The sequence below is a fragment of the Limnohabitans sp. MMS-10A-178 genome, from assembly GCF_003063375.1.
Lineage (GTDB): Bacteria > Pseudomonadota > Gammaproteobacteria > Burkholderiales > Burkholderiaceae_C > Limnohabitans_A.
Window position 1 is genome coordinate 154,204 of record NZ_NERY01000001.1, and the last position, 18,361, is coordinate 172,564.

An 18,361-nucleotide genomic window follows, 5' to 3' on the forward strand; every position below is an offset into this window, starting at 1 on the left:
ACTTCAGGCATGCGCACACTCTGCTTTCAGGCTTTTCTTCAAACGGTTTTGGCACTGGTTTTGATCCTGGTTATGGCCTTATTTTTGGCATGCCCCAACTTGGCCCTAGCAAACAAACCCCAAGCTGCGCAAGCTGAGAGATCACAACTGCCAGAGCCTGTTGCTCAGGCCTTCAAGCAAGCCCAAATTCCGTTGAGTGCCGTCAGCATTGTGGTGGCTCCGCTGAGCAATGTGTCTCCCAACGCCGCCCTGCCCAAGCCCCGCTTGAGTCTTCATGCCAACGCAGAGATGAACCCTGCCTCCGTCATGAAACTCATCACGACTTCTGCGGGGCTCTCGCTTTTAGGGCCCGATTTCACTTGGCGCAACAAAGTGTTCATTGATGGCCCCGTCAAAGACGGCGTGTTGCAGGGCAATTTGTTTTTGAAGGGAAGTGGCGATCCCAAATTGGTTGTCGAACGGCTTCAAGCACTGCTTCAAGATGTGATGGCCAAAGGCATTCGCGACGTAAAAGGCGACATCATTTTGGACAGCAGTGTGTTTGATCTGCCTGCCAAAAATCCGGCCAGCTTTGACGATGAACCGCTTCGACCTTACAACGTCGCGCCGCAAGGTCTGTTGTTGAACTTCAATGCCATGCTGTTCAAGTTCACCCCCGATGCCACACGCAACGAGGCCAAAGTGGAGAGTGAGCCGCCGTTGGCCAATGTGCAATTGCCAAGCAGCGTGCCATTGTCAGCGGGTCCGTGCCAAGATTGGCGCACCCAACTTCGCGCCGACTTCTCTCAAGCCGACAGCGTGCGCTTCAATGGCGCCTACCCCAAAGCATGCGGAGAGCAAAAGTGGCCCGTGGCTTACATCGAACCGCAAAGCTTTGCACCTCGAATGGTGCAGGCCATGTGGCGTCAAGCGGGTGGACTGCTCAAGGGCCAGGTTCGGCATGGCAGTGCGCCTGCAAACGCTTCGTTGTGGCACGAAGCACAGTCGCTGCCCTTGACCGATATCGTGGCAGATATCAATAAGTTTTCCAACAACGTGATGGCGCAACAACTTTTTCTAACGCTCTCCAGCCAGCAAGACAGGGGCAACTTTGCGGCGTCAAAGCAGACCGTTTTGAAATGGTGGTCGCAAAACTTAAAAGGCCATAGCCTGCCGGTTTTAGACAACGGCTCTGGCCTATCGCGCGATGAGCGCAGCAATGCTCAAGCTCTCAGCGCCTTGCTGCATTTGGCAGCACAAAGCCCTTACGCAACCGCCTTGCAAAACTCTTTGGCCATTGCAGGCGTGGATGGCACTGTGGTCCGTTTGAAAGACCGGCAACCCAACTCGGTTGCCATTGGGCGAGCGCTTCTCAAGTCTGGCAGCCTGCGTGATGTGGCTTCTTTGGCAGGCTACGTCGATGGCTTGAGCGGCAAGCGCTATGTCTTTGTGGTCATCGTGAATCATCCCAATGCCAATGCCGCTCGTCTGGCCTTCGACCGCTTGCTTGAATGGACCGTCAAGGATGAGAAAAAGTCTTAGCCCAGATTGGTAGTTACCCCATCACCGCCTCGCTTGGGCCTGCTTAAGATGAAACACAAAAGAACGAGCGTTCTTTTTCAGTGCGTCTTTTAAGCAAATTAAAACAATTCATACAAAGAGGTGAAAGATGAAATCCATGAAGTGGAAACTTGCACTACTGGCCACCGCTACTGCTGCAATTGTGGCGGGTTGTGGTGGTGGTGGTGCCGATTCAACCAGCCAGCGCGCCGGAATCACATCGGTCAAAGTGATGGGCGATAGCCTGTCCGACAGCGGCACGTTCAAAGGTATTCCTGGTTTTGGCCGCATGTTCTCAGTGCAAGACAGTGCCAGCGAACCCAACACAGTATGGACTGAACGCATTGCAGCCTTGCTGGGCACACCTCAACTGTGCAGTTTTTTCAGATTCACAGGCACCACTTTCGTTCCTAATTCTGTAACGGGTTGCACCAATTTTGCTGTGGGCGGTGGCCGCATCAACAACTTCGACCCAGCTTCAGGCGCAGGTAACTCACCGCTGTCCATCACCTTTCAATTGCAAACAGCCAGCGCTGCCGGCAATTACAAAAGCTCCGACTTGTTGCTCGTGGATGGCGGTGGCAATGACGCGGCCGATTTAGTGGGTGCCTTTTTGGCAGCCGGCACCGATAGCGGCGTTAGTTTTGCTCGCATGACAGGGACTTTGCTCCCCCCGGCCACACTAAACCCCTTGTTAGCAGGCGGTCAAACTGGTTTGGCACAAGCTGGCGGCCTGTACATGGTGGCCTTGGCCGACATGTTTTATGACAGCATCAAAAGAACAGCTTTAGACAAAGGCGCTGAGAAAATCGCCGTGCTGAACATGCCAGGCATTACCAAAACCCCTCGCTTCCAAATGGCTCTGGCTGGTGTGGCGGCAGCCAGTGGTGGCGGTACGGCGGGGGCAGCCGTGCGAGCTCAATCTGAAGCCTTGTTTGTATCTTGGGTCGAAGCTTTCAACTCAAGATTAGCAACCAAAGTTGCTGGCGACAAGCGCATTCTTTTGGTTGACTTCTACACAGCCTTCAACGATCAAATTGCCAACCCTGCGCAATATGGTTTGACCAACGTCACCACGCCAGCCTGTCCAATCGTGCGCGACGCCCAAGGACAACCGGTCCTATCAGGTGGACTGCCAACCTACAACTTCCAAACTTGTACTGCGGCTGCGCTTTCCGCCATGACACCGCCTCCTGGCGCAACGGGCGGCACCAACTGGTGGCAAACCTATGCCTTCTCTGACGGCTTCCACCCCACCCCCTTGGGCTACCAGTTGCTGAGCCAATTGGTTGCAAAGTCATTGTCCACAGCGGGCTGGCTGTAATTTACGCAAAGGAGAAACACCATGAAATCTAAATTCTGCTTTGCGCTTTCAGCGATCACTGCACTGACCTCACTTGCCCTTAGCACTTCAGCACAAGCCCAATCGCAAGGAAGCTGGCTGATTCGCGGTGGCATCGTGCAACTGGCACCGCAAGTTACCAGCGGCACGCTTTCTGCACCGTCTTTGCCTGGGGCTGAAACCAGCGTTGGCAACAGCACGCAACTTGCGGGCGGCGTCACTTACATGTTGAGCAACAGTGTGGCCATCGATCTGCCCGTGGCCTTGCCGTTCAAGCACAACCTGTATGGTGCTGGCAGCATTGCCGGTGTGGGCAAAATTGGTGACACCAAAGCCATTCCCGCCACCGTCATGGTGCAGTATCGTTTTGGTGAAGCTGGTGCCTTGTTTCGCCCATTTTTGGGTCTTGGCGTCACTTATGCCAAGTTTGACAGCGAGCACTCAACGGCTACCTTGTCTGGCCTCACAGGTGGCACCCCCAAGAACCCCACCACGCTCTCGATTCAATCTAAATTTGCACCCACCTTCCAATTTGGCGGTTCTTACAAAATAGATGAGCGTTGGTTTGTTGATGGTGCCATTAGCAAAACGCCCTTGAAAACACGCAACACTTTGTCGACAGGCCAAACCTTGGACATTGAACTCAACCCCATTGGCATTAGCTTGGGTGTGGGCATGCGTTTCTAAAACTGACCTCCCCAAAAAGCACCTTTCGAGGTGCTTTTTTTTGGCTCAAGCAGCCGCTCTTTGAAGGCGATCTCGCACGCCTTCCCAATCGGGCGTATTGGGGGGCGTTTCAATCCAAATGGTGCGCACGCCGCGTGCGTCAAAGTCGCGAAGCACGCCAAACACATCGTGTGCAGCTTGCTTTGCATTGCCTGGCATGGCGCGCCAAAACAAGCCGCCACCCATCAGGTCTGGTGAAGGTTTCTGTACCGACCACAAACCCAGGTTTTGCGTGTGTGGGCCCAAAGCTTCTAATGCCTTTTGCCAATCGAGGGGGCTCATCAGCCGCACTTTGGCAGCCGGTGCGTAATGCGATGCCAAGGTACCAGAGGCGCGCGGAGCTTCTGCTTCTAACGATTCTGGGCTTACCAGTTTCAAGCCGCAGGCCTGCTCAATTTGCGCTCTGCCGATGTGGCCGGGGCGCAGCAACACGGGCACGCCCCGGGTGCAATCGACAATGGTGGACTCAATGCCCACCTCGCATTCACCACCATCCAAAATCAAGAGCGCATCGCCAAATTCTGATTGCACATGGGCGGCAGAGGTGGGGCTCACACGGCCAAACAAATTGGCACTGGGCGCGGCCACACCCCACACCCCTTTGTCTGCGCAAGCCTTCAGCACTTGATGCGCCAAAGGGTGCGAGGGGCAGCGCAAACCCACAGAATTTTGTCCGCCTGCTGCTGCAGTCGCCATGTGTTCATGTCGAGGCAAGATGAGTGTGAGTGGGCCGGGCCAAAAATGCGCCATCAAAGCTTGCGCAAACACGGGCACGTCACTGGCAAATTTTTTGACTGCATCGGCCGATGCCACATGAACGATCAAAGGATGATTAGATGGCCGGCCTTTGGCTTTGAAAATTTTGGCCACGGCACTTGCATTGCTGGCATCGGCTGCCAAGCCATACACTGTTTCTGTAGGCAAACCTACAAGCTCGCCTGCACACAAAGCATCAACAGCTTGTTGCACATTCAAGGGAAGAGCGCCAGAAATGATCATGGTTCGGTAACTCAGCTGCAGTCTGTGCGCAACTTAAAAAGCCTCGATGCCCAAAATGGCTGCGGCCTTCAGGGCCACTTGGCGCACCTCTGAAATGGAGGCCCCTGTTACATTGAGGTGCCCCATTTTGCGAGCTTTGCGCGCTTGTGTTTTGCCATACAGATGCAAATGGGTGCCAGGCAATGCCAGCACAGCAGCCCAATCGGGTGTGCGCATTTTGCTCTGGCCATCAAACCACACATCGCCCAGCAAATTGAGCATGATGGCCGCGCTGTGTTGGCGAGGCTGCGTTAAGGGCAAACCGGCCAAGGTGCGCACTTGCAAATCAAATTGCGATTGATCACACGCATCAAGCGTGTAGTGGCCGCTGTTGTGCGGGCGTGGCGCCATTTCATTGACCACCATGCTGCCATCTTGCAGCACAAAAAATTCTACGCACAAAACACCAACGTAATTCAAGCCATTGGCGATGGCGCGCGCCGCAGCAATCGCTTGCGTCTGCAATGCGTCAGGCAAGTGGCCTTCATAAACTTCGGTAACGGCCAAGATACCATCGCGGTGCAAATTTCGTTGCACCGGAAAATTCACCATCTGTCCATCGCGCCCGCGCGCCACAATGACGGAGCACTCGAGCGCAAGAGGCAACATCTTTTCAAGTACGCAAGGCACTTGCTTCAAGTCTTGCCATGCCTGGCGCAAAGCCTGAACATCTTTAACGCGCACTTGCCCTTTGCCGTCATAGCCCATGCGCGCAGTTTTTAAAATGCCGGGCAGCAAGTTTTGCAACGAAGCGGCTTCCAATTGATCGGCAGATTCAATGGCCGCGTAGGGTGCACAAGCGACACCACATTGACCAAAGTGCGCTTTTTCTGCCAGCCGGTCTTGCGCAATAGCAACAGCCTCAGCGCCAGGTGCAACAGGCCTCTGTTTGGCCAATTCGCGCAGCGCAGGCGCGGGAACGTTTTCAAATTCGGTGGTGATGGCTGCACTGCATGCCGCCAATTGTTTCAAGCCTTCAGGATCGGTATAAGCCGTTTGAATGTGGCGATGACTTACCAAACCTGCAGGGCTGTTGGCATCGGGATCGAGCACTGCCGTGAAATATCCCATGCTTTGCGCTGCATGCACAAACATCCGGCCCAACTGGCCGCCACCCATCACACCCAAGGTGAGCGGTTCAGCGCCGCTCACGCGCCACCCACTGGCGGCAAGCTCATGGCTTGTGCTGCAGCCGTTTGATCTTGTCTGAATTTTTCCAACTTGGCTTGCAAAACTGCATCGTGCTGTGCCAGCATGGCCACGGCAAACAAAGCGGCGTTGGCAGCGCCGGCGGCGCCAATGGCAAATGTGGCCACGGGAATGCCTTTGGGCATTTGCACAATGCTGTGCAGCGAGTCGACGCCTTGTAAATGCTTGCTGGCCACTGGCACGCCCAACACAGGCACTACAGTTTTAGCCGCTAACATACCGGGTAAGTGCGCAGCACCGCCAGCGCCCGCAATGATGGCCAACAAGCCACGCTCCAAAGCTGTTTCGGCATAAGTGAACATTTCGTCGGGCATTCTGTGGGCAGATACCACTTTGGCCTCATGATCGATGCCAAACTGTTGGAGAATCTGTACTGCGTGTTGCATCGTGTCCCAGTCAGAACTGGATCCCATGACCACGCCAATGCGGGTTTTGGCTTTGGATGCTGTGTTTGGCATGTTTGGCTTAAATGAAGCGTTAAAGAAAAATTGTCTCAACTGAATTTCGGTTGAATCCTTGAATTTTAAGGTTTAGGCCATAGGTCTGGTAAATATGATTGATGTCACCATAGAAACTTTTGAAGCTGAGGTCATTGATGCCTCCATGACCACCCCTGTGCTGGTCGACTTTTGGGCGCCTTGGTGCGGCCCCTGCAAAACCTTGGGTCCCCTCTTAGAGAAGGTAGAAGTTGCCTACCAGGGCCGCTTCAAATTGGTCAAAATTGACTCTGACCAAGAACAGCAATTGGCTGCCGCCTTTGGCATCAAAAGCATCCCCACCTGCGTGCTGCTCAAAAACGGCAAGCCCGTGGATGGTTTCATGGGTGCCGTGCCCGAAGGCAAATTGCGCGAATTCCTAGACAAACACGTCCCTGGCGAAAACGAAGTGTTGGCCGAGGCCGAAGTGCAAGAAGCCGAAGCCTTGATGGAATCGGGTGACTTAGAAACCGCTCAAACCAAATTGCTTGAGGCCCTCCAAGCCAACCCCGCAAACGACGACGCCCGCTTTGAGTTGGTCAAGCTGCTGATCAGCATGGGCCAACTCGACAATGCGAGCACCGTGCTCAAACCCTGCCTCTCGCAAATCCCTCTGAAGCTGCGCTTTGAGGCCTTGAATCAGTGGCTAGAAGCTTTGGCATTTGTCACCACCGACCCCATGGGCCAATGGCCGCTTGAAAAGTTTGATGCCCTCATTGCCGCCAACAAGCGTGATTTTGAAGCCCGCTATGCCAAAGCCCGTGTGCTGTTGGCCAGCGACGATTGGACTGGCGCCATGGACGAGCTGTTAGAAATCATCATGCGCGACAAAAAATGGAACGACGAAGCGCCGCGCAAAACCATGGTGGGCTTGTTGGAGCTGATGACCCCCGTTGCACCCAAAGGTGGCACCGATCACACTGGCAAATCTGCGGGCGGTATTGAACTCATGGGCAAAAGCGCAGTGCAAGAAGATCCGCAAGCGGCCATGGTGTCGAGCTACCGCCGCAAACTCAGCATGATGCTGAATTGACCCTCTAAAGCCTATTCCAGCATAGGGGCGCCAGCGAATTAGCGAGTCAATCGCTGCAGCGCCTCTGCGTATTTTGCCGAGGTCTTTTCAATCACTTCACGGGGTAAACGAGGAGCGGGTGGGGTTTTGTCCCAAGGCTTGCCATTGACCAGCGTGCTCTCTAGCCAATCTCGCAAAAACTGCTTGTCGTAGCTGGGTGGATTGATGCCTTCGGCATAGCTTTCAGCAGGCCAATAGCGCGAAGAATCAGGCGTGAGCACCTCGTCCATCAAGACCAAGGTGCCATCGGCATCGAGGCCAAATTCAAATTTGGTATCGGCAATGATGATGCCCTTTTGAGCAGCAATGTGGCTGGCCGCTTGGTAGATGGCAATGCTGATGTCTTTGATGCGCGTGGCCAAATCGAGGCCAATCATTTCGACTGTTTTTTCAAACGTGATGTTTTCGTCGTGATCACCCACTGCGGCTTTGGCGGCTGGCGTGTATATGGGCTCTGGCAGTTTGCTGGCGTTCTTCAAGCCCGCTGGCAACTTCACGCCACACACTTGTTGGCCTTCTTGGTATTCTTTCCAACCACTGCCTGCCAAGTAACCGCGTACCACGGCTTCGACAGGGATTGGCTTCAAGCGCTTGACCAGCATAGAGCGGCCCTTCACTTGGGGTACTTCTTCTTCACTGACCACACTCTCAGGGGCATCGCCTGTGAGGTGGATGGGGCACAAGTTCAAACCCTTGGGGCCCAACTTGTCGAACCAATACAAAGCCATTTGCGTGAGCAACACACCTTTGCCAGGAATGGGTTCGCCCATGATGACGTCAAATGCACTGATCCGGTCGGAGGCCACCATCAAAATGCGATCGGTGCCCACCGCATAGTTGTCGCGCACCTTGCCACGGGCGAGCAAGGTGAGCGAAGTTAAAGCGGAAGTGTGCAATGCAGAAACTGTCGTCATAGTGTCTGCATTATCGAGCCAATTTCAGTGAACGACTTGCGCCAACTCACCTTTTGCGTATTGCGCTGCCACCACTTGCAAACTGTGCCCCTTGATCTTGGGCGCTTGACCTTCACAACCAAATTCAATGTAGCGCTGTTTGCAAATTTGCTTGGCCGCTTCACGGGCTGGCTTGAGCCATTCGCGAGGGTCAAACTTGTCTGGGTTTTGCGCCATGAATTTGCGCACAGCAGCAGTCATGGCCAAACGGATGTCGGTATCAATGTTGATCTTGCGCACGCCAAATTGGATGGCCTTTTGAATTTCTTCCACGGGCACGCCGTAGGTTTCTTTCATGTTGCCACCATATTCGCGAATGACAGCCAGCAAATCTTGGGGCACGCTGGAGGAGCCGTGCATCACCAAGTGCGTGTTGGGGATGCGTTTGTGAATGGCCTGAATGCGGTCAATGGCCAAAATATCGCCTGTGGGCTTGCGCGTGAATTTGTAAGCGCCGTGGCTGGTGCCGATGGCAATGGCCAGGGCGTCAAGCTGAGTGCGTTTCACAAAATCGGCGGCTTGCTCAGGGTCTGTGAGGAGCTGGTCGCGGGTCATCACGGCATCGGTGCCGTGGCCGTCTTCTTTGTCGCCTTGCATGGTTTCAAGGGAGCCCAAGCAGCCCAACTCGCCTTCCACGGTGATGCCCAATTTGTGCGCCATGCTGACCACTTTTTGGGTCACTTCAATGTTGTATTCGTAGCTGGCAATGGTTTTGCCGTCGGCTTCCAAGCTGCCATCCATCATGACGGAGCTAAAGCCCAAATCGATGGCGCCTTGGCAAACGGCTGGGCTTTGACCATGGTCTTGGTGCATGACCACGGGAATTTCTGGGTAGGACTCCACCGCGGCCTGAATGAGCAATTTCAAAAAGCCTTCGCCCGCGTATTTGCGCGCGCCAGCAGAGGCTTGCATGATGACGGGAGCACCCGTTTCTTTGGCGGCCTCCATGATGGCTTGGACTTGCTCCAAGTTGTTGACGTTGAAAGCTGGAATGCCGTAGCCGTTGGCTGCAGCATGATCCAGTAGCTCGCGCATCGATACGAGTGCCATGATGAAGAGTCCCAGAGAGTGAAAGAATTTTTCTTCAAGTCCGTGTGTCAGACCGATGCGCAGGACAGAGTCCTTTTGCAAAAGCGTGTAACCGACTTGTAACTGGTTCTGATTTTAACAAGCCACTTCTTGATTTAGCCGGGTTTTCTGCACTCAGGCTATGATTTCAGTGATGTTTAGTTTGCGCACTCTGTTTTCTTCCTCACGAACCTCCCCACAATGGCGAACCGATGCCCTCATCAGTTTGGGGCTCATGCTCATTTTTTTGGCTTGGGACAGCACAGGCTGGGACATGGCCTTGGCAGAGCCTTGGGGCAACAGTACTGGATTTGCACTGCGCAACAACTGGTGGATGTCCACCGTCATGCACAACGGGGCCCGCAACCTCGGATGGTTGATTTTTTTGGCTTTGCTGATTGGCGTTTGGAAGCCCTGGGGCGCGTTCAAACACCTTGCCAAAGCAGACCGTTGGGGGGTGCTTTTCTCATTCGCAGGTGCCTTGCTTTCAGTCTCCCTGATCAAGGCCTTTAGCCATACAAGCTGTCCTTGGGACCTCCAAACATTTGGGGGCACTGCACCGTATGTGTCTCACTGGAATGTGTGGTTGGACGATGGCGGCGGCGGCCATTGCTTTCCTGCCGGCCATGCCTCCACGGGTTTTGCCTTCATTGCCGTCTATTTTGGTCTGCGACAAGCCGGCCTTCTGGCTGCTCGAAAATACCTGCTAATGGCCGTTTTGGCTGGCTTTGTGTTGGGCCTGTCTCAGCAAATGCGTGGCGCACATTTCATGAGCCACACGCTTTGGACGGCTTGGCTGTGTTGGACTGTGGGTGGCATCAGCCACCACTTGTACCAAACAATGCAAAGATTGATTATTTCAAAAAGTTAGTACTTACTCGGCTATGCATAATTTGAGCATGTTGGTACCGCCAGGAGCACCCATCGGCTCGCCACAGGTGATGGCATAAATGTCGCCGGCGCGCACAATGTTGCGAACCTTCAACAGCTTTTCAGCTTGCGCCAAAGCGGTATCTCGGTCGGCACTGGTGTCCATGAGGAGGGGGCGAACATTGCGATACAGCGCCATTTTGCGCTGGGAGCTGATTTTGGTGGTCAGTGCATAAATAGGGATGTTGACGCGGTGACGGCTCATCCACAAAGCGGTTGAACCCGATTCAGTGAGCGCCACAATGCCCTTGGCATGCAGATGGTGCGCCGTGAACAAGGTGCCCATGGCAATAGATTGGTCAATTCGGCTGAAGGTTTGGCCCTTGAAATCGGAGTCCAACTCAACCTCTTCGGCAGCTTCGGCAGCCAAACAAATTTTGGCCATCTCGACCACGGTTTCAAGCGGAAAATTACCTGCAGCCGTTTCTGCACTCAGCATCACGGCATCTGTGCCATCCAACACAGCGTTTGCCACGTCGCTCACTTCGGCACGGGTGGGTACGGGGTTGGTGATCATGCTTTCCATCATTTGAGTGGCCGTGATAACCACTTTGTCGTGGGCCCGCGCCAGCTTGATCATGCGCTTTTGCAGAGCAGGGACAACTGCGTTGCCAACCTCAACGGCCAAATCGCCACGGGCCACCATGATGCCATCGCTGGCCAACAAAATTTCTTCTAAACGGGGGATGGCTTCGGCACGCTCAATTTTGGCAATCAAGCCTGGCTTGTGGTTGAACTCAGCTGCGGCCACATTGGCCAATTGGCGGGCCATTTCCATGTCGGTGGCATTTTTGGGGAAGCTCACAGCCAAGTAGTCGGCTTGAAAACTCATGGCCGTTTTGATGTCTTCCATGTCCTTGGCGGTAAGGGCTGGCGCAGTGAGGCCGCCGCCCTGTTTGTTGATGCCTTTGTTGTTGGACAACTCACCGCCCAATTTGACGGTGGTATTGACTTTTTCGCCCTGCACCGAATCGACGGTGAGCACAATCAGGCCATCGTTGAGCAGCAACACATCGCCAGCTTTGACATCGCGTGGCAGTTCTTTGTAATCAAGTCCAACGCCCGACAGGTCGCCAAGTTCGGTGCGTGAGGCATCGAGCACAAAATGAGCCCCCGGCGCCAAGATGACTTTGCCTTCTGCAAACTTGCCGACCCTGATTTTGGGGCCCTGCAAATCGGCCATGATGGCCACTTCTCGCCCTGCTCGGCTGGCTGCTTCGCGCACCAGCTTGGCGCGGTCAATGTGATCTTGGGCTTTGCCGTGGCTGAAGTTCAGACGAACCACATTGACACCAGCGCGAATCAAGGCCTCGAGCATGGCAGGATCGCTGGAGGCTGGCCCTAGGGTGGCGACAATTTTGGTGGCTCGAGTTGGCATTAAAAAAGTCTCCGGTGTAATTTAATTTCAATTTTCCCACGAAATGCGTTACAAACAGATAACAAGTTTCAGAGAAAATTAAACCGTCAAACTGCGCAACAAAGCGCTGAGGTTGGCTTGTGCTGCCAAATTCATGCACAAGTTCCAAGCTTCTTCAGTTTTGGCGACACCCAAAATGGGCGCGCTTTGATCGACAAACTTGGCTTTGAGTTGCTCGTTGCTCATGGGTTTTTCCAAACTGCCAATGGCACGCTCAATGAAAATGTGGTGCTTTTGGCCGTCGGTGGTTTCCAAGGTGACGTCGACAGAGGCCTCGTGAATGCTCCGGTCGACAATCAATTCAACCTTGTCGCGCACGCCAATGACCAAGGGTGAGCGCACCACATCGTCGGCATATTCGTGTTCTCCTGCACGGCCATAAATGAGGGCCACAGCGCAGGCATGAAACACGCTGAACTTGGCCAGCAAGCCGTCGGTGGGGGTTTTCTTGCCCGTGAGTTCTTGCACCAAGGGGTGGGCTTTCAAGCTTACTTTGGCCACTTGCTCGGGCTTGATATGGTGCTTTTCTCGGAGCTGCACACACGCATCAATGGCGGGGTGAATCACAATGCCACACGCAAAAGGCTTGTAAGTGTTGAGTTCAATTTCCCAAGAAGCACCTAAGTTTTCGGTAATTTCTTTCCAATCGGTTTTGTCTGAAAACACTTGCATCAAACCACGCGGCGCTTCAAGCGCGCGGGCCGAAGAGGTGTACCCGTGCTTGGCCATGAGCGCTGACATCAAGCCCACTTTGGCTGCGCCACCAGGATGAAAGGGCTTGGTCATGGTGCCAAACTGTTCGCGCAAGCCCACTGGCTGAGAGGCAGCAATGCCCAAGGCCATTTGTGTTTGCTTGGCATTCAGACCCAGCAAACGCGAGCAAGCCGCTGCACTGCCCAACATGCCGGTCGAGCCCGTGATGTGCCAGCCACGGTCGTAGTGATTGGGGTACACGGCATTGCCGACGCGGCATGACACCTCAACGCCAAGCACCAATGCATCGATCAATTGACGACCGCTAGAGCCCAAGTGCTCACCCAAAGCCAAGATGGCAGAAGCCACGGGGCCCGCTGGGTGGATGATGGTTTTGAGGTGCGTGTCATCAAAATCAAAGGTGTGTGAACTGATGCCGTTGAGCAGTGCCGCATTGGCCATGTCCACCCGGTCACTGCGCCCCAACACGGCGGCTTGGGCAGAAGGCGCCAATTCTTTCACGGCCCCCAATGCCGCCTCCATGGTTTCGTGTGTGCTCGGGCCTACAGCGCAACCTGCCCAGTTGGCAAACGTGCGGTGGGCTTGGGCTTCGACAGCGTCCGACCAGCCCTTGGATGGGTGATTGGCCACAAATTCGGCCAGCATTTGAGTGATGGCGGGAGCATTGGCGTCGGCTACGACGGTGGTATTTCTAGCGGTCATGGAAAAAGGGGCTGGTCAGCCATCTGTTGAATCAAACGAAGCGCCGATCATAGGGGAAAAGCCAATTTTTCACCGAGCCGGCCATCACTGAGATGACTGTGAGTGATCTCAAACCCGTCAATTGGGTCATTGACCCATGTCATGCACGGGTAAAGCCTCTGGGTTTAGACTCTGCGTATTCAAATAGTTGGTACACATGCCTTGCCTCCGCGCATTTTTGCGTCTTCACTATGACCACTGACTCGAAACCTGACAATTTGCAGCCGATCCCCCTAGATCAAGCCATGCCGCATCGCAAAGTTATTCGCGAATGGCTAACTCCTTTGTCTGACCGGTCCACTTTGCGCGCCTTTCTCTTGCTGATTGTCGATACCGCCTTGTTCATGGGCTTGGTTGCCGGCACGGTTTACTTTGAATCTATTTGGCTCAAGCTTTTGTGCGGCACGGCCGCTGGATTTGTCATTGGTCGCCTGTTCATCCTTGGCCATGATGCTTGCCATCAAAGTCTTACACCGCACCGTGAACTCAACAAATGGATTGGCCGCTACGCCTTTCTGTACTCGCTCACGCCTTTCAGCTTGTGGGACACCGGTCACAACGTGGTACACCACGGCTACACCAACTTGAAAGGCGTCGACTTTGTTTGGACCCCTCTCACCTCCGAAGAATTTGCGGCACTGGGCCCCGTCGACCGCCTGTTGCAGTACCTCTACCGCAGTGGCTGGGCGCCTGGTTTGTATTACCTGATTGAAATTTGGTGGAAGCGCGAATTCTTTCCGAACAAAACGCACATGCCCACTCGCCGTCCCATTTTCTTCAAAGACAGTTTGTTAGTTACCGTCTTTGGCGTGGTGTGGGTAGCAGCAATGACCTATGCCGCCATTGCCACGGAACAATCTGTGGCGCTCACCTTGCTCATTGGCGTGCTGCTGCCATTTTTGTTTTGGAACACCATGATTGGATTCGTGGTTTACGTTCACCACACCCATGTGCGGGTGTCTTGGCACAACGACAAATCGGCTTGGACCAAAGCCCAACCCTTCGTATCCACCACCGTGCACCTCACATTTCCCATGAAGATTGGCAACATGGTGCACCACATCATGGAGCACACCGCGCACCACGTGGACATGAGCATTCCGCTGTATCGCTTAAAGCAAGCACAGGCCAAGCTGGAAGAAATGTTGCCAGGCCGCATCATTGTTCAGCCCTTCTCTTGGGGCTGGTACTTCAAAACTGCCAAGGCTTGCAAACTGTACGATTTCTCGCGCGAATGCTGGACAGACTTTCAGGGCCGCATGACCAGCCCTGTGCGCGGCAATTTGCCAGCCAAAACTTAAGCTTAATGCGCGCGCTTGGTCAAAATCTCAAGTGCGGGCAAGGTTTTGCCCTCTAGCATTTCCAAGAAGGCGCCGCCGCCTGTAGAGATGTAGCCCACTTGCTTTTCAATGCCGTACTTGGCAATGGCGGCCAGCGTGTCACCACCGCCGGCAATGCTAAACGCTTTGGATTCTGCAATGGCCTGAGCAATCACACGCGTGCCATTTTCAAACGCATCAAATTCAAACACCCCCACTGGGCCGTTCCACACAATGGTGCCAGCCGCTTTCAATTGTGTGGCCAGCTTGGCGGCAGTCTCGGGGCCTATGTCCAAAATCAAATCATCGTCTGCCACCTCTGTGGCTTTTTTCACAGTGGCCACGGCGTCGGCTGAAAATGTTTTGGCGGTGACCACGTCTGTTGGAATGGGCACTTCTGCACCACGTGCTTTCATGATCTCGATCACGGCCTTGGCTTCAGGCAGCAAATCAGGCTCGGCCAAACTTTTGCCAATGCTCAAACCAGCGGCCAGCATGAACGTGTTGGCGATGCCGCCACCCACAATCAGTTGATCGACCTTGTCGGCCAAGCTCTTCAAGATGGTGAGCTTGGTAGACACTTTGCTGCCCGCCACAATGGCAGACAAAGGACGCGCAGGGTGCGCTAGCGCTTTGCTGATGGCATCTATTTCTGCGGCCAACAAAGGGCCCGCGCAGGCCACTTTGGCGTATTCGGCAATGCCGTAGGTGGTGCCTTCAGCGCGGTGCGCAGTACCAAAGGCATCGTTCACATAAATGTCGCAAAGGGCGGCCAATTTTTTTGCCAGTTCGGGACTGTTCTTTTTCTCGCCTTTGTTGACACGGCAGTTTTCTAGCAACACCACCTGGCCCGGCGCAACTTCTACACCCTCCACCCAATTGCTCTTCAATGCCACATCGCGGCCTAGCAATTCTGCCAAGCGTTTGGCCACAGGGGCCAATGAGTCTTCTGGTTTGAAGTCACCTTCTGTGGGGCGACCCAAGTGGCTGGTCACCATCACGGCTGCGCCCGCATCTAGGGCCATTTGAATGCAGGGCACAGAAGCGCGAATGCGGGTGTCTTCCGTGATATCGCCTGCATCATTTTGCGGCACGTTCAAATCGGCGCGAATGAAAACACGTTGGCCTTTGACCTTGCCTTGTTGGCACAAATCGGAAAAACGAATGACGTTCATGAAATGACTCTGAGATAAGAAAAGAAAATCGAAATGCCGCGGAGGCTTATTGAGGTTGGCACAATTTTAGTCGTCCTTCACTACCAACCCAGCACCAAATGCAAAGGCAAATAAGCCAGCATGCCAGCCACAATGGTCAAGAGCACATCGCGCCGCCAAAAATAAACCGCAGCACCTACCGCGGCTCCCATCCAGCGAGCATCCATCCACGTTTGCAAAAACTGTCCCTGCTGCATCAGCACTTCGGGCAAGACCACGGCCGCCATGGCCGCAATGGGCGCATATTGCAAGCCGCGCTGCGCCCAATCTGGCAAGCTCCACTCTTCACTCGAGATAAAAAAGAAACTGCGTGTGAGCACGGTAACGCCGGCCAAGCCCACAATCACAGCCAAGGTCCAAGCATCCGTACCTTCAAAAAAACTCATGCCGCTTGCCCTTCTCGCGTTTTTCCAAATCGCTCTAAGCTCATGCTCAAGATCACTGCCACGCCAATGGCCAGCACGATGTTCAATTTTAAGGGCACGTGATAAGCAGTGATTGCCGTGATCGCAGCCACGCTTGCCGCGAAAATTCGCATGCGGTTGCTGGCCAATGAACACAAGATACCGACCAAGCACAAAGTGCCTGCAAAGCCTAAGCCCCAAGACGTCGGAATCACGTTGGCCAAAAAGATGCCCACAAAACTAGCCACGATCCAACTGGTCCAGACCATGAATGTGTTGCCCGCAAGAGACGCCGCTTGCGTCATTTGATCTTGAGGGTCGTTGCTGGGAGTTTCAAAGCGCCGCGTGAACATCACATAGCTCATGTCGGCGGTGAGATAACCGTGCACCATTCTTTCAAGGCGCGGCAAATGCATGAGGTATTTGCGCAGGTGCAAACTGAACACCATGAAGCGCAAGTTGACACACAAGCCAGTGGCCAGAATGACCCAGGCCGGTGCACCCGCTACAAGCAAAGGCAAGGCTGCCAATTGAGAACTGCCCGCATACACCAGCAGCGTCATGGCGATGGACTCAAACACACTCAAGCCAGAATTGACCATGGCCACCCCGGTCATCAAACCCCAGGCGGCAACACCTGGAGCTTGGGGCGCCAACTCACGCACGGCCTCCATGAACGCTGGATGGCGATAGTTTTCAGCTTTGAAAAACATCGCCCACTTGCCCTTTGAAGCTGCGCACAAAATCTGCGACGGGCAGCCGTTTGCCACCTGCATTTTGCAATTGCGTCAAACACAACACGCCTTCACCACAGGCAACTTGCAAGCCGTCTTCGCGCACTGCGAGCAATGTGCCTGGTTTCTTTTGAATGTCCTCAATGCGCGCTGGGGTCTGGACATGCGCTTGCCAAACTTTAATGACCTCGCCGCCCCAGCGTATTGTCATTCCCGGAAAGGGATCAAAGGCACGAACGCGTTGTGCCAACACTTGCGCTGTTTGTGTCCAATCGATGGCCGCTTCTGCTTTCTCAATTTTGTGTGCATAAGTGACGCCTTCCAGCGCTTGCTTTTCGGGCTTGAATTGGCCCACTTGCTCAAGCGCTTTCACAATCAAGTGCGCACCCATTTCAGCCAACTTGTCGTGCAAGCTGGCCGTGGTGTCTTGCGCGCTGATAGCGCATGTTTCTGCCAACAACATGTCGCCGGTATCCAAGCCCGCATCCATTTGCATGATGGTCACGCCCGTTTGAGTGTCACCGGCTTCAATAGCGCGGTGAATGGGCGCAGCGCCCCGCCAGCGGGGGAGCAGTGAAGCGTGGATGTTCAGACAGCCATGACGAGGTGCATCTAGCACCCACTGAGGCAAGATGAGACCATAAGCCGCCACCACCATGACATCGGCTTGAGCAGCATCTGTGAATTCTTTGGCAAGCTTTGCGTCATCTGGATATTTACCATCCAACTTCAGACTTTGAGGCTGCACCACGGGCAAACCGTATTGCAGTGCCAATTGTTTCACGACAGAAGCTTGCAGCTTCATGCCTCTGCCAGCGGGTCTGTCGGGCTGTGTGAAAACACCCACGATGTCGTGGCCCGCCGCATGCAAAGCCGCCAATGCGCTGCGAGCAAATTCGGGCGTGCCCGCAAAAATCACGCGCATACAAGTTCTTTCAGTGAAGGTTTAAGCGTCTTCTCTTTGCGCTTTGAGCATTTTGGTCTTGATGCGATTGCGCTTCAAAGGCGATAAGTATTCAACAAAAACTTTGCCCATCAAGTGATCTAGCTCATGCTGCACACACACCGCCATGAGACCCTCTGCGTGCAACTCGCGAACTGTGCCATGTTCATCCGCTGCTTTGACTTTCACGGCCACGGCGCGCTCAACGCCATCGTAAATACCTGGCACGGACAAACAGCCTTCTTCGCCTTTCACCCGCTCTTCGCTGAACCAAGTGATTTCTGGATTCACCAGCACGGTGGGTTGGTTGTGCTCGTCTGTTGTGTCCATGACCACCACACGTTGGTGCACATCGACTTGCGTGGCAGCCAAGCCCACGCCTTGCGACTCGTACATGGTCTCGAGCATGTCAGCCACCAGCGCGCGCAGCTTGTCATCAAACTCCGTAACGGGTTTGGCCACCTTGTGCAGGCGGGGGTCGGGATAGCAAAGAATATTTAAAAGTGCCATGGTGATATGTAT

The 18,361-nt window shown here is 54.3% G+C and carries 18 protein-coding genes; 6 read left to right on the forward strand and 12 right to left on the reverse strand.

Going from position 1 to position 18,361, the window contains the following annotated elements; genetic code table 11:
* Positions 1 to 9 precede the first annotated feature (9 nt).
* From dacB to B9Z32_RS00700, 3 genes are all read left to right on the forward strand, one after another.
* Positions 10 to 1,521: a D-alanyl-D-alanine carboxypeptidase/D-alanyl-D-alanine-endopeptidase gene (gene dacB / locus B9Z32_RS00690; protein ID WP_108419503.1), complete on the forward strand. Its 1,512-nt coding sequence runs from the start codon at positions 10 to 12 to the stop codon at positions 1,519 to 1,521.
* Positions 1,522 to 1,657: 136 nt separating this feature from the next.
* Positions 1,658 to 2,863, forward strand: a complete 1,206-nt coding sequence (locus B9Z32_RS00695) for an SGNH/GDSL hydrolase family protein (protein WP_108420891.1) — start codon at positions 1,658 to 1,660, stop codon at positions 2,861 to 2,863.
* A 21-nt stretch (positions 2,864 to 2,884) separates the two neighbouring features.
* Positions 2,885 to 3,568, forward strand: a complete 684-nt coding sequence (locus B9Z32_RS00700; RefSeq protein WP_108419504.1) for an OmpW family protein — start codon at positions 2,885 to 2,887, stop codon at positions 3,566 to 3,568.
* Positions 3,569 to 3,613: 45 nt separating this feature from the next.
* On the opposite strand, the gene B9Z32_RS00705 is transcribed toward B9Z32_RS00700, so the two are convergent.
* Genes B9Z32_RS00705 through purE form a run of 3 tightly spaced genes read right to left on the reverse strand, consistent with a single transcriptional unit; the run spans position 3,614 to position 6,312 of the window.
* On the reverse strand, positions 3,614 to 4,606 hold the full coding sequence (locus B9Z32_RS00705; RefSeq protein ID WP_108419505.1) for an L-threonylcarbamoyladenylate synthase: 993 nt from the start codon (positions 4,604 to 4,606) through the stop codon (positions 3,614 to 3,616).
* A 33-nt stretch (positions 4,607 to 4,639) separates the two neighbouring features.
* On the reverse strand, positions 4,640 to 5,797 hold the full coding sequence (locus B9Z32_RS00710; RefSeq protein WP_255416590.1) for a 5-(carboxyamino)imidazole ribonucleotide synthase: 1,158 nt from the start codon (positions 5,795 to 5,797) through the stop codon (positions 4,640 to 4,642).
* The gene (purE, locus tag B9Z32_RS00715; protein ID WP_108419506.1) at positions 5,794 to 6,312 is read right to left on the reverse strand and encodes a 5-(carboxyamino)imidazole ribonucleotide mutase; all 519 of its coding nucleotides are present in this window, start codon (positions 6,310 to 6,312) and stop codon (positions 5,794 to 5,796) included. The genes B9Z32_RS00710 and purE overlap by 4 nt, the downstream gene beginning before the upstream one ends.
* A 94-nt stretch (positions 6,313 to 6,406) precedes the next feature.
* Here purE and trxA point away from each other — a divergent pair, with 94 nt between their 5' ends.
* On the forward strand, positions 6,407 to 7,363 hold the full coding sequence (gene trxA / locus B9Z32_RS00720) for a thioredoxin (protein WP_108419507.1): 957 nt from the start codon (positions 6,407 to 6,409) through the stop codon (positions 7,361 to 7,363).
* A 38-nt stretch (positions 7,364 to 7,401) separates the two neighbouring features.
* Here trxA and B9Z32_RS00725 read toward each other — a convergent pair whose 3' ends face one another.
* A complete protein-coding gene (locus B9Z32_RS00725; protein ID WP_108419508.1) occupies positions 7,402 to 8,316 on the reverse strand; it encodes a phosphoribosylaminoimidazolesuccinocarboxamide synthase in 915 nt (304 codons plus the stop codon).
* Between the two features lie 24 nt (positions 8,317 to 8,340).
* Positions 8,341 to 9,405: a class II fructose-bisphosphate aldolase gene (gene fba / locus B9Z32_RS00730; protein WP_108419509.1), complete on the reverse strand. Its 1,065-nt coding sequence runs from the start codon at positions 9,403 to 9,405 to the stop codon at positions 8,341 to 8,343.
* A 253-nt stretch (positions 9,406 to 9,658) separates the two neighbouring features.
* Here fba and B9Z32_RS00735 point away from each other — a divergent pair, with 253 nt between their 5' ends.
* Positions 9,659 to 10,294 carry a phosphatase PAP2 family protein gene (locus tag B9Z32_RS00735; RefSeq protein ID WP_233248008.1) on the forward strand — a complete coding sequence of 212 codons (636 nt, stop codon included), beginning with the start codon at positions 9,659 to 9,661 and terminating at the stop codon, positions 10,292 to 10,294.
* Positions 10,295 to 10,297: 3 nt separating this feature from the next.
* Here B9Z32_RS00735 and pyk read toward each other — a convergent pair whose 3' ends face one another.
* The gene (pyk, locus tag B9Z32_RS00740; RefSeq protein WP_108419510.1) at positions 10,298 to 11,731 is read right to left on the reverse strand and encodes a pyruvate kinase; all 1,434 of its coding nucleotides are present in this window, start codon (positions 11,729 to 11,731) and stop codon (positions 10,298 to 10,300) included.
* 78 nt (positions 11,732 to 11,809) lie between these two features.
* Positions 11,810 to 13,186 (reverse strand): MmgE/PrpD family protein, encoded by a 1,377-nt coding sequence (locus B9Z32_RS00745; RefSeq protein WP_108419511.1) that lies wholly within the window; start codon positions 13,184 to 13,186, stop codon positions 11,810 to 11,812.
* Between the two features lie 230 nt (positions 13,187 to 13,416).
* Here B9Z32_RS00745 and B9Z32_RS00750 point away from each other — a divergent pair, with 230 nt between their 5' ends.
* A complete protein-coding gene (locus tag B9Z32_RS00750; RefSeq protein ID WP_233248009.1) occupies positions 13,417 to 14,526 on the forward strand; it encodes a fatty acid desaturase in 1,110 nt (369 codons plus the stop codon).
* A 2-nt stretch (positions 14,527 to 14,528) separates the two neighbouring features.
* Here the strand turns inward: B9Z32_RS00750 and B9Z32_RS00755 are convergent, their stop codons facing one another.
* The 5 genes from B9Z32_RS00755 to def form a co-directional block, all read right to left on the reverse strand.
* Complete coding sequence (locus tag B9Z32_RS00755) at positions 14,529 to 15,719, reverse strand: phosphoglycerate kinase (protein WP_108419512.1); 1,191 nt, start codon at positions 15,717 to 15,719, stop codon at positions 14,529 to 14,531.
* 80 nt (positions 15,720 to 15,799) lie between these two features.
* Positions 15,800 to 16,144 (reverse strand): AzlD domain-containing protein, encoded by a 345-nt coding sequence (locus tag B9Z32_RS00760; protein ID WP_108419513.1) that lies wholly within the window; start codon positions 16,142 to 16,144, stop codon positions 15,800 to 15,802.
* Positions 16,141 to 16,875, reverse strand: a complete 735-nt coding sequence (locus B9Z32_RS00765) for an AzlC family ABC transporter permease (protein WP_108419514.1) — start codon at positions 16,873 to 16,875, stop codon at positions 16,141 to 16,143. The genes B9Z32_RS00760 and B9Z32_RS00765 overlap by 4 nt, the downstream gene beginning before the upstream one ends.
* Positions 16,859 to 17,821 (reverse strand): methionyl-tRNA formyltransferase, encoded by a 963-nt coding sequence (fmt, locus tag B9Z32_RS00770; protein WP_108419515.1) that lies wholly within the window; start codon positions 17,819 to 17,821, stop codon positions 16,859 to 16,861. Before fmt ends, B9Z32_RS00765 begins: the two co-directional genes overlap by 17 nt.
* A gap of 21 nt (positions 17,822 to 17,842) precedes the next feature.
* Positions 17,843 to 18,349 carry a peptide deformylase gene (def, locus tag B9Z32_RS00775; protein WP_108419516.1) on the reverse strand — a complete coding sequence of 169 codons (507 nt, stop codon included), beginning with the start codon at positions 18,347 to 18,349 and terminating at the stop codon, positions 17,843 to 17,845.
* Between the last annotated feature and the right edge of the window lie 12 nt (positions 18,350 to 18,361).